Raw genomic sequence first — 11,004 nt, 5'->3', positions numbered from 1 at the left:
CATAATATTTAATTTGGACTATCTAAGTGTGCTACGCACTAAAAACATGGAATAATAAACCTAAATATGCATAAGTAGGAATTATTTTTTATTTAGCACAACAGGTTAATTTATATTTTAAAAATTTAATATAAATTAATTATACATAAATGCTATAATTAAGTAAATTATAGAAAATGTTTGAAAGGGGTTAAAATATGGAATTTAGTTTAGTAAAAATAGAAACTTTTATACCGGAGGAATATGTTAATAACCTTCGTGAAGAATTAAACAAAATAGATGCTTTAACAGTTGACGGTATTTATGATTACTGTATGGCAGTTTCAAAGGTAAAAGGTTCTTGGAGACCTCTTAAAGATGCAAATCCTTTTAAAGGAGAAAGAGGGGAAATATGTGAAGTTGAAGAGGTAAAAGTAGAATTTACTTGCAAGAAAGAGATTTACAAAAAAGCTGTAGAAACTATAAAAAAGGTACATCCTTATGAAAAACCTGTGATTAATGTTATGCCTGTAATTACAATTGATGAGTTTTAATTAGAAAAGTTTTATATACTAATATGCTAATATAGTGATTAAAAAACTAAAAAATTTAATATTTATTAAAAACTTAATTTAAAAAATAAATATTAAGGGAAGTTAATGATTTCCCTTAATATTATGATGAACAATATTAAAATAAAGATAAAAATTTTAATAATTTCCGTAAAATTTTAAAATTTCTATTGCTAAGTCTTTTTTTGTAATTCGTCTATCCATAGCTTGTTTTTCAATAAATTTATGTGCTTGTGCTTCTGACATGTTTAAATATTCAATAAGAACACATTTAGCTCTATCAACGAACTTTATATCTTCGATTTTCTTTTGCAGCTTAGTATTTTCATCTTTTAAACCACGTATTCTGTTATGAGCAGCTGTCATTAATTTTAAAGCATTCCAAAAGATTTGACGATTAATAGGCTTTGATATAACAAATACACCAAAATCTTCTACCTTTGCAGAAACTTCATCTGCAATTTCACTTTTTACAATTAACATTACCTGCATTAAATTTGTATTTATTATATTTATTGCAAGATCCGTTCCAAATTCATCAGATAATGGGGCATTGATAATGCATAAATCAAATGTCCTTTCAATTAAAACTCGTCTAGCTTCGCTGCCATTTTTAGCTATTATCATTTCTTCATATGAATTTTTTAAAAGCTCATCAAAAAATACTTTAGTATTTTTTGAACTTGAAACAATAAGTACACTATTCATATCCCCATTCACCAACTTTACCTATTTATTCTGCCTTAAATAAATTTGAAATACATTTGTTTTTCTATATATTCATTTTCTATATTTGTTATATATTTTTCCCATTCATCAAGCTTTATAGCTAAGTATTTATCAAGCATTTTTTTATCTAAAAAATTTTTTACAAAATTGCTTTGGGATAATATATCTAGTGCTTCTTTTAAATTTTCAGGAAGAATTTTTAAATTGTTAAGTTTAGTGTGTTCTGCTGTGTATATATTAAAGTCAGTTGGCTCAGAAAGTTTAAGTCCTTTTTCTATTCCATCAAGTCCAGCGTGTAAAATAAGAGCAAATGTTATATAAGGATTGCAAACTGGATCTGGAGAGCGTAATTCTATTCTTGAATATTCATTTTTGGCAGCAGGAATTCTTATAAGCTGAGAGCGGTTTTGCTGTGACCAAGATATATATTTTGGAGCTTTAAAGCTTCCTAAGCGTGCATATGAATTTGTAATTGGATTAGAAAATGCTGTTATTTCTGATATTCTTTCAAGTATACCAGCTATGAAACTTTTGGCTTCAGAATTATTTTTGGTATTAATATCTTTAAAAATATTAACTCCATTTTTTAAAAGCGATAAATTAATATGAAGTCCACTTCCGCTTTTATTTTTTATTGGCTTAGGCATAAATGAAGCAAAAAGTCCATTTCTAGAGGCAATAGCTTTTACAACTGATTTAAATGTAATTAAATTATCTGCAGCTGTAAGTGCATCACTATATTTAAAATCAATTTCATTTTGACCGGGGCCTTCTTCATGATGAGATGTTTCTGGCATTATTCCCATTTGTTCTAAAGTTAAGCAAATTTCCCTTCTAACATTTTCACATTTATCAAGGGGTGAAATATCTAAATAGCTGCCCTCATCATAAGGAGTATCTGTAGGATTTCCATTTTCATCTTCTTTAAAAAGATAAAATTCACATTCAGCTCCTAATTTGCAAGTATACCCCATATCTGCAGCACGTTTTATAGCTTGTTTTAAAACATTTCTTGTATCCCCTTCATATTCAGTATCATCAGGGTGTTTTATATCACAAAAGAAACGAATTACACTTCCTTGCTGCGGTCTCCATGGTAAAACATTTAAAGTTGAAGGATCAGGATGCAAAAATAAATCCGATTTTTCAACATTCATAAATCCTGAAATTGCAGAAGCATCAAAAGATATGCCGCTTTCAAAGGCTCTTTCAAGTTCTTGAGGCATTATAGATATATTCTTTTGATTGCCTAAAATATCACAAAAGGCAAGACGAATGAATTTAACATCATTTTCTTTTACAAATTGTAAAATCTCTTTCATTGTATAAGTCATATTTTTATAAACCTCCTTTAAAGGATTATGTTATAATATTACAATATAAAATAATAGCGTTCACGAAATAGTATAAATTATTTCGTGAACGCCTTTGTTCATTATAATTATAATATAATATAAACATAAATTTGTCAACAAAATCCATGAAAGAATTAAACTGTAAACTTTCACTACAATATTTGTTTTTATATAAGACATACAAAATTGAATTTGTTTTGAAATTTTTAAATATAATTATTTCATTTTTTTTAAAATTAATATTTACAGATATAAAATTTAATGATACAATATTTTCATAAACAGCAAAGGCGCTGTAGGGTTTATACCTTAGGTGTCTTTGCTGTTTTTTTGTTTTATATAAATTTCATTTATAAAATAAAAATTTCAGTTGTTTTTAATGAAGTTATATAGATAGGGGGACAATATATGAATTATGAAATGGGTCTACCAAAACCACAGGGACTTTATGATCCAAGTAATGAAAAAGATAGTTGTGGAGTTGGATTTGTAGCAAATATTAAAGGTGAAAAAAGCCATGGTATTATAAAAAAAGCATTAAAAGTTCTTAATAATCTTACTCATAGAGGAGCAGTAGGCTCTGATCCAAATACCGGCGATGGAGCAGGAATTCTTACTCAAATTCCTGATGAGTTTTTTAGAATATGTTGTGAAAATTTAGGTATTAAACTTCCAAAAGATAATCAATATGCTGTTGGAATGGTATTTTTACCACGAGAACCTGCTGCAAGATTACAGTGTGAGGGCATTTTTGAAAGGATTATATATGAAGAAGGTCAAAAGGTTCTTGGTTGGAGAGATGTACCTGTTAACAACGGAGTAATAGGAGAAACTGCTAAAGGAACAGAACCTGCAATAAGGCAGATTTTTATAGAAAGTAACTGCAAAAGTAAAAAAGAATTTGAAAAAACACTTTATATTATTAGAAAGAGAACTGAAAATGAAGTAAGCAAGCTTGTAAAAAGAGGCTCTGAGTATTTTTATGTATGTAGTTTATCAAGCAGAACAATTGTTTATAAAGGGTTATTTGTAGCTCAACAAATTGGAAATTACTATATAGATCTTGAGGATATTAATTTTAAAAGTGCAATAGCAGTTGTGCATCAAAGATATAGTACAAACACTTTCCCAACTTGGGGATTAGCACAGCCTTTTAGATTTTTAGCTCATAATGGTGAAATAAATACCATAAGAGGAAATAGAAATTGGATGCATGCACGTGAAGGAGTTCTTAAGTCAGATATAATAGGAGACGATATTAAAAAAATATTTCCAATAGTTAAAAATAGCGGTAGTGATTCAGAGTCTTTAGATAATATATTTGAACTTTTAGAATGTGATGGTAGAAGTATGGCTCATGCAATGATGATGCTTATACCTGAAGCATGGAAACATGATAAAAAAATGGAAGATTACAAAAGAGCTTTTTATGAATATCATGCTTCTTTAATTGAACCATGGGATGGCCCTGCTGCAATAATTTTTTCTGATGGTGCTCAAGTTGGAGCAGTTGTAGATAGAAATGGGTTAAGACCAGCTAGATATATTGTTACAAAAGATGGATTGGTAATAGTTGCATCAGAAGTTGGAGTACTTAATATTAAACCTGAAGAAGTAGAAAGAAAAGGAAAGCTTAAACCAGGGAAAATGTTCCTCGTTGATACAAAGGAAGGAAGAATTATAGAAGATTATGAAATAAAGAAAAAAGTTTGTATGGAAAAACCTTATGCTGAAATGATTGCTAAAAATAAAATAAGATTAGAAGATTATAAAGAAACCGAAGATGACTGTATAGTAAATACTGAATGTTTGATGGAAAAACAAGGAGCTTTTGGATATACATTAGAAGACTTAAATATTATTTTAGGAACAATGGCAAAAACAGGAGCAGAACCTATAGGTTCTATGGGGAATGATACTCCTCTTGCAGTGTTATCCAATAAACCTCAGCTTTTATTTTCTTACTTCAAACAACTTTTTGCACAAGTTACCAATCCCCCAATAGATCCAATAAGAGAAGAATTAGTTATGTCTCTTATGAATTATATTGGATCTCAAGGAAATTTATTAAATAAGGGAACTTATGAAAATCCATTTATTGAAATAGAAAGTCCTGTACTCACTAATAAAGATATGGCAAAAATAAAAAATTTAAAAGATAAAAATTTTAAAAGTACAGTTATTCCAATAACATTTAAATATGATACAGGAGTTGAAGGGTTTAAAAAAGCTTTAACAAAGATTTGTGAAAGAGCATCTGAGAGAGTAAGTGAAGGGTATAACATAATTATTCTTAGCGATAAAAAAGTAGATGCTTATGATGCAGCTATACCTAGCTTACTTGCTGTAGGAGCTGTACAGCATCATCTTATAAGAGAAAAAACAAGAACAAAAGTATCTATAATAGTTGAAACTGGAGAGATGAGAGAAACAATGCATCTTGCATTGCTTATAGGCTATGGTGCTACTGCAGTAAATCCTTATTTAGCTTTTGAAACTATTGAACATATGGTTAAAGAAGGTGATATTACAGGAATTACTGCTGAAAAAGCTAAAGAAAATTATATAAATGCTTTAAATCATGGATTACTTAAAATATTATCTAAAATGGGTATATGTACACTTCAAAGTTATCATGGAGCTCAAATATTTGAAGCTATTGGGCTTAATAAAGAACTAATAGATAATTATTTTGAAGGTACTCCTTCTAGAATAGGAGGAATAGGAATAGATGTAATAGCACAAGAGGTGCTTATAAGACATAAAAATGCTTATAACAATATAAGAAAACCAATGAAAGAATTAGAAACAGGTGGACAGTATGCTTGGAGGAAAAATGGAGAATTTCATTTATTTAATCCAGATACTATATCAAAACTTCAAATAGCAGTAAGACAAGGCAGATACGATATATTTAAAGAATACACTAGTCTTGTTAATGAACAATCTAAAAATCTTTGCACTTTAAGATCTCTTTTGAGATTTAAGAAAAATAATTCACCTATTCCAATTGATGAGGTTGAACCTGTAAGTGAAATAGTAAAGAGATTTTGTACAGGAGCAATGTCATTTGGTTCTATAAGTAAAGAGGCTCATGAAACAATAGCTATAGCAATGAATAGATTAGGTGGGAAGAGTAATTCTGGAGAAGGTGGAGAAGACCGTACAAGATATATAGAAGATGAAAATGGTGATAGCAGAAGAAGTGCTATTAAACAAATAGCTTCAGCACGTTTTGGAGTAACTACAGAATATCTTGTAAATGCAAATGAACTTCAAATAAAGATGGCACAAGGAGCTAAACCTGGAGAAGGAGGGCAGCTTCCAGGTAAAAAGGTAGATGAAGTAATAGCAAAAGTAAGACATTCAACTCCAGGAATTGATCTTATATCACCTCCACCTCATCATGATATTTATTCAATAGAAGACTTAGCACAGCTTATATATGATCTTAAAAATGTTAATCCATCAGCAAGAGTAAGTGTAAAGCTTGTTTCAGAAGTAGGAGTTGGAACAATTGCAGCAGGTGTTGCTAAGGCTCATGCAGATGCTATTCTCATAAGTGGATATGATGGAGGAACTGGTGCATCTCCAATATCATCTATAAAACATGCAGGAATACCTTGGGAGCTGGGACTTTCAGAAACTCATCAAGTGCTTCTTATGAATAATCTTAGAAGCAGAGTTAGAATACAAACAGATGGTCAGTTAAAAACTGGACGTGATATAGTAATTGCTGCACTTCTTGGGGCAGAAGAATTTGGATTTGCTACATCAGTATTGGTAGCTATGGGATGTACTATGCTTAGAAATTGCCATATGAATACATGTGAAATGGGTATAGCAACTCAAGATCCTGAACTTAGAAAAAACTTTAAAGGCAAACCTGAATATATTATAAATCTTTTTACTTATCTTGCTATGGAAGTAAGAGAAATTATGGCAGAACTTGGATTTAGAAGTATAAATGAAATGGTTGGAAGAGTCGATAAACTTGAAATAAACACAGAAATTGATCATTGGAAAGCTAAATATTTAGATCTTTCGGCAATACTTTATAGACCTGATGTGCCTACTAGAATTAAACCTTATTGTGTTATGTCTCAAAATAATAATTTGCATAATACAATAGATTATAAGTTAATTCAGGTTGCAGAAAAATCTCTTAAAGAGAAAATTCCTGTAAAAGGAGATTTTGAAATTAGAAATACAGATCGCTCAGTAGGAGCTATGATTAGCGGTAAAATTGCTAAAGAATATGGACATGAAGGACTTTTAGAAGATACTATTGTTTTTAATTTCAAAGGTTCAGCAGGACAAAGTTTTGGAGCATTTGGAGCTAAAGGACTAACTTTAATATTAGAAGGAGATGCCAATGATTATGTTGCTAAAGGTCTTTCAGGAGCTAAAATAATAATAAAAACTCCTAAAAATGCAGATTTTGATCAGGATTTAAATACTATAGCAGGAAATACCATATTATATGGTGCAACTAGTGGCAAAGTATTTATAAATGGTTCTGCTGGTGAAAGATTTGCCGTAAGAAATAGTGGAGCTCAAGCTGTTGTAGAGGGCGTAGGAGATCACTGCTGCGAATATATGACTGGAGGAATTGTAGTTGTTATTGGTAATACAGGGAAAAATTTTGCAGCAGGAATGAGCGGAGGCATAGCTTATATTCTTGATGAAAATGGAGATTTCTCAGAAAAATGCAATATGGAATTTATAGAAATAGAAAAACTTCATGAAGATGAAGACATAGATACTCTTAATAAAATAATAATAGAGCACTATGAATATACAAATAGCAAAAAAGCTAAAAAAATATTGGATAATTGGGATGAGTATATAGTTAAGTTTAAAAAAGTTATTCCAACAGTTTATAAAGAAATACTTGCTTCTAAAAAACTAAAAAAGTAGTTTATATTTTAATGATGAAGTATATATTTATAAATTTTGTGTCTTGAGCATAGCGAAAGGAATGGTTGTCATATGGGAAAAGTAACTGGATTTAAGGAATATAAAAGAGAAACATCCTATAAACGCCCTATAGAAGAAAGAATAAAAGACTATAAAGAAGTTAAAGTAATGCTTCCCGAAGATAAACTCAAAATTCAAGGGGCTAGATGTATGAATTGTGGTACACCGTTTTGCAATTATGGCTGTCCTTTGGGAAATCTTATACCAGATTATAACAACATGGTATATTTAGGACAATGGGAAAAAGCTTATAAAAGATTATCTATTACTCATCCTTTCCCAGAATTTACTGGAAGAGTTTGCCCAGCTCTTTGCGAAGGTTCTTGTACTTTAGGTATTAACAGGGAAGCTGTAGCTATTGAAGATATAGAACTAGCAATTATAGAAAAAGCTTATGAAAAAGGCTGGGTTAAACCAAATATTCCAAGAGTAAGAACTGGTAAAAAAGTTGCAGTAATAGGGTCTGGACCTTCAGGATTGGCGGTTTCTGTAAAGCTTAATTCTTATGGACATAAAGTAACGGTATTTGAAAAAGATGATGCTCCTGGTGGTTTATTAAGATATGGAATTCCTGATTTTAAACTTGAAAAAAATATAATTGATAGAAGAATTTCTATTATGGAAGAAGAAGGTATAATTTTTAAAACTAATTGTGAAATAGGTAAAGACTATTCTTTAGATAGTATAAGACATAATTTTGATGCTGTTATTCTTACTGGAGGCTGTCAAGTTCCGAGAAACCTTAATATAGAAGGAAGGGAACTTAATGGAATATATTATGCAATGGAATATCTTACAGCACAAAACAGAAAAAATGCCGGAAAAGAATTAAAAGATAAATATATAGATGCGAAAGGGAAAGTTGTAGTTGTTATAGGAGGAGGAGATACAGGTTCTGATTGTATAGGAACTGCTAGAAGGCAAGGTGCAAAGGAAATTTATCAATATGAAATACTCCCTAAACCTCCTATAAGTAGAGATGATTCTATGCCATGGCCTGAATTTCCAAGAACATTAAAAACATCTACTTCTCATGAAGAAGGATGCATAAGAAAATGGTGTATTACAACAAAGAGATTTGAAGGTAAAAACGGTAAATTAACTAAGCTTTATGGAGCAGAGGTAAGATGGGATAAAGATGAAAATGGGAAATTTATTATGACAGAAATCCAAGGCAGCGAATTTGAACAAGATGTTGATTTAGTGCTTATAGCTATGGGATTTAGCAACCCAATATATGAAGGTATGCTAAAAGAACTTGATATAAAACTTGATAACAGAGGTAATGTATATACAGATGAAAATTATATGACATCTGTAAAAGGTATTTTTGCAGCAGGGGATATGAGAACTGGACAATCACTTGTAGTAAGAGCAATAAGTGATGGATTAAAGGCAGCAGAATCAGTAGACAAATATCTTATGAAATAAATATATTTATATTTTAATAATATATTGGAGGTTTTATAATGTTAAAAGATTTAATATTTACAATTCCTAAAGAAAATCATTCAGAAGATACAATTACAAATATATTAAAATCTCATCCTGAAATACAATTTGTTTCTTTAGTAGGAATAGATTTATCTGGGAATGATACAGATGAAAAAATACCTGTAAAAATATTTCTTGATGACATAACTACATTTTTAAAAGGTTCTGTTCAAACTGACGGTTCATCTGTTGTTCTTCCAGGAATAGCAACAATAAATAACGCTAAAATAGATATGGTTGCAGATTTAGATGTTAATTGGTATGTTGATTACAATTTTGAAAATATTGACGAAGAAACAGGGAAACCAGTAGGTACACTAAGAATTCCATGCTTTCTTATTCATGAAGGAAAGGCTGTTGATTCAAGAAATATATTAAAAAAATCTATTGAATATTTTAAAACTACGCTTTTTTCACTTTTAAAAAAATATCCTCATACTTTAAAAGATTATGGTATATCTGTTGATGATATAGAAGATGTAGTTGCTACATCAGCTACAGAACTTGAATTTTGGGTAAAGACACCTAATGATATAGCTGAAATGGAAGAAATAGAAGCATTATCTACATCACAAGCACTTCAAGAACAATATTGGAAAAGAACAAAAGGAGCTGTAAGAACTTCTCTTGAACAATGTTTGATGTTTATGAATAAATATGGACTTGATCCTGAAATGGGACATAAAGAAGTTGGAGGAGTTAAAGGCAAAATAGATGAATCAGGTAAATTTAACCATATAATGGAACAGCTTGAGATTGACTGGAAATATTCAGATGCCATTCAAGCTGCAGATAATGATTTACTTGTTAGAACATTAGTAAAAGAAGTATTTAGAAGAAATGGTCTGGATGTTACATTTCAAGCAAAACCTATAGAAGGGGTTGCAGGAAGTGGAAAGCATACTCATATAGGAATGGCATTAAAACTTAAAAATGGGAAAAGAATTAATTTGTTTACTGCTACTAAAAAACATTATTTAAGTGTATTTGGTTATGCTTCATTAATGGGAATATTAAAAAATTATGAAGTAATTAATCCATTTGTATCTGCAACTAATGATTCTTTAAGAAGGCTAAAACCTGGTTTTGAAGCTCCAATTTGTATAGTTACATCTTTAGGTCATGCTGTTGAAGAACCATCTAGAAATAGAACTGTATTGATTGGTTTAGTAAGAGATATTCAAAGCCCTTTAGCTACACGTTTTGAACTAAGAGCCCCAAATCCTCATACAAATACTTATTTATCACTTGCTACTATGTATTTAACAATGATAGATGGTATAAAGTATGCATTAGAAAATTCTAAAAATGAAGATGATCTTCTTAAAGAGATTTCTAAAGCTCCAGAGGAGGATGCAGATTATTTAGAAAAAGGAAGAGCTTATAGGTCAGAGGAAGATGTATTTGAACATTATTCAGAAAAAGAAAGAGAAGCTATATTTGGTAAAGCTCCGGCAACAGTATTTGAAAATATCTCTGCTTTTTCTAAATATCCTGAAAAACTTGCTGTTTTAAATCAAGGTGAAATTCTTAATTCTAAAATAATTGAAAGTTATAAAATGGCAGTAATTAAGAGATGGGTAACTGAAATAAATAATAGAATTATATCCAATTATATGGACGAAATAAGAAGTTTTAAGATGCTTCATAATCCAGAAAAAGCATTGGATCTTGATATAAGCAATTGGATGGCTATTAATGAATTAAGAATGTATCTTATGAAAGATACTTATACAAGTAAAAGTTTATTTACAAGAATAAAAGAAGCTTCAGCTTCAGAGGATTATGATAAATTATCAAATCTTCAACTTGAATTAGATATGAAAATGAAAGTGTTAAGAGAGCTTTATTATTCTTATAAGAAAAATCTTGTTGATATTTAAATAATAAATATT

The 11,004-nt window shown here is 29.9% G+C and carries 6 protein-coding genes; 4 read left to right on the top strand and 2 right to left on the bottom strand.

Annotation, left to right across the window (positions count from 1 at the left end):
- Nucleotides 1-197: 197 nt before the first annotated feature.
- Nucleotides 198-533 (top strand): divalent cation tolerance protein CutA, encoded by a 336-nt coding sequence (gene cutA, locus EGD97_RS06635; protein ID WP_078681826.1) that lies wholly within the window; start codon nt 198-200, stop codon nt 531-533.
- Nucleotides 534-689: 156 nt separating this feature from the next.
- On the opposite strand, the gene EGD97_RS06630 is transcribed toward cutA, so the two are convergent.
- Together EGD97_RS06630 and glnA are read right to left on the bottom strand one after the other, a co-directional pair.
- Nucleotides 690-1,259: an ANTAR domain-containing response regulator gene (locus EGD97_RS06630; RefSeq protein ID WP_078681825.1), complete on the bottom strand. Its 570-nt coding sequence runs from the start codon at nt 1,257-1,259 to the stop codon at nt 690-692.
- Between the two features lie 35 nt (nt 1,260-1,294).
- Nucleotides 1,295-2,614 carry a type I glutamate--ammonia ligase gene (glnA, locus tag EGD97_RS06625; RefSeq protein WP_078681824.1) on the bottom strand — a complete coding sequence of 440 codons (1,320 nt, stop codon included), beginning with the start codon at nt 2,612-2,614 and terminating at the stop codon, nt 1,295-1,297.
- A 429-nt stretch (nt 2,615-3,043) separates the two neighbouring features.
- Here glnA and gltB point away from each other — a divergent pair, with 429 nt between their 5' ends.
- From gltB to EGD97_RS06610, 3 genes are all read left to right on the top strand, one after another.
- Nucleotides 3,044-7,555: a glutamate synthase large subunit gene (gltB, locus tag EGD97_RS06620; protein ID WP_127836845.1), complete on the top strand. Its 4,512-nt coding sequence runs from the start codon at nt 3,044-3,046 to the stop codon at nt 7,553-7,555.
- Nucleotides 7,556-7,627: 72 nt separating this feature from the next.
- A complete protein-coding gene (locus tag EGD97_RS06615; RefSeq protein ID WP_127836844.1) occupies nt 7,628-9,046 on the top strand; it encodes a glutamate synthase subunit beta in 1,419 nt (472 codons plus the stop codon).
- A gap of 38 nt (nt 9,047-9,084) precedes the next feature.
- Nucleotides 9,085-10,992, top strand: coding sequence for a type I glutamate--ammonia ligase (locus EGD97_RS06610; RefSeq protein ID WP_078681821.1), 1,908 nt, complete (start codon nt 9,085-9,087; stop codon nt 10,990-10,992).
- The last annotated feature ends 12 nt before the right edge of the window (nt 10,993-11,004 follow it).

This window comes from Clostridium prolinivorans (assembly GCF_004011155.1).
GTDB lineage: Bacteria > Bacillota > Clostridia > Clostridiales > Clostridiaceae > Clostridium_AT > Clostridium_AT prolinivorans.
The sequence above is the reverse complement of the archived record's forward strand: the minus strand, read 5'-3'. Positions and strand labels throughout refer to the sequence as shown.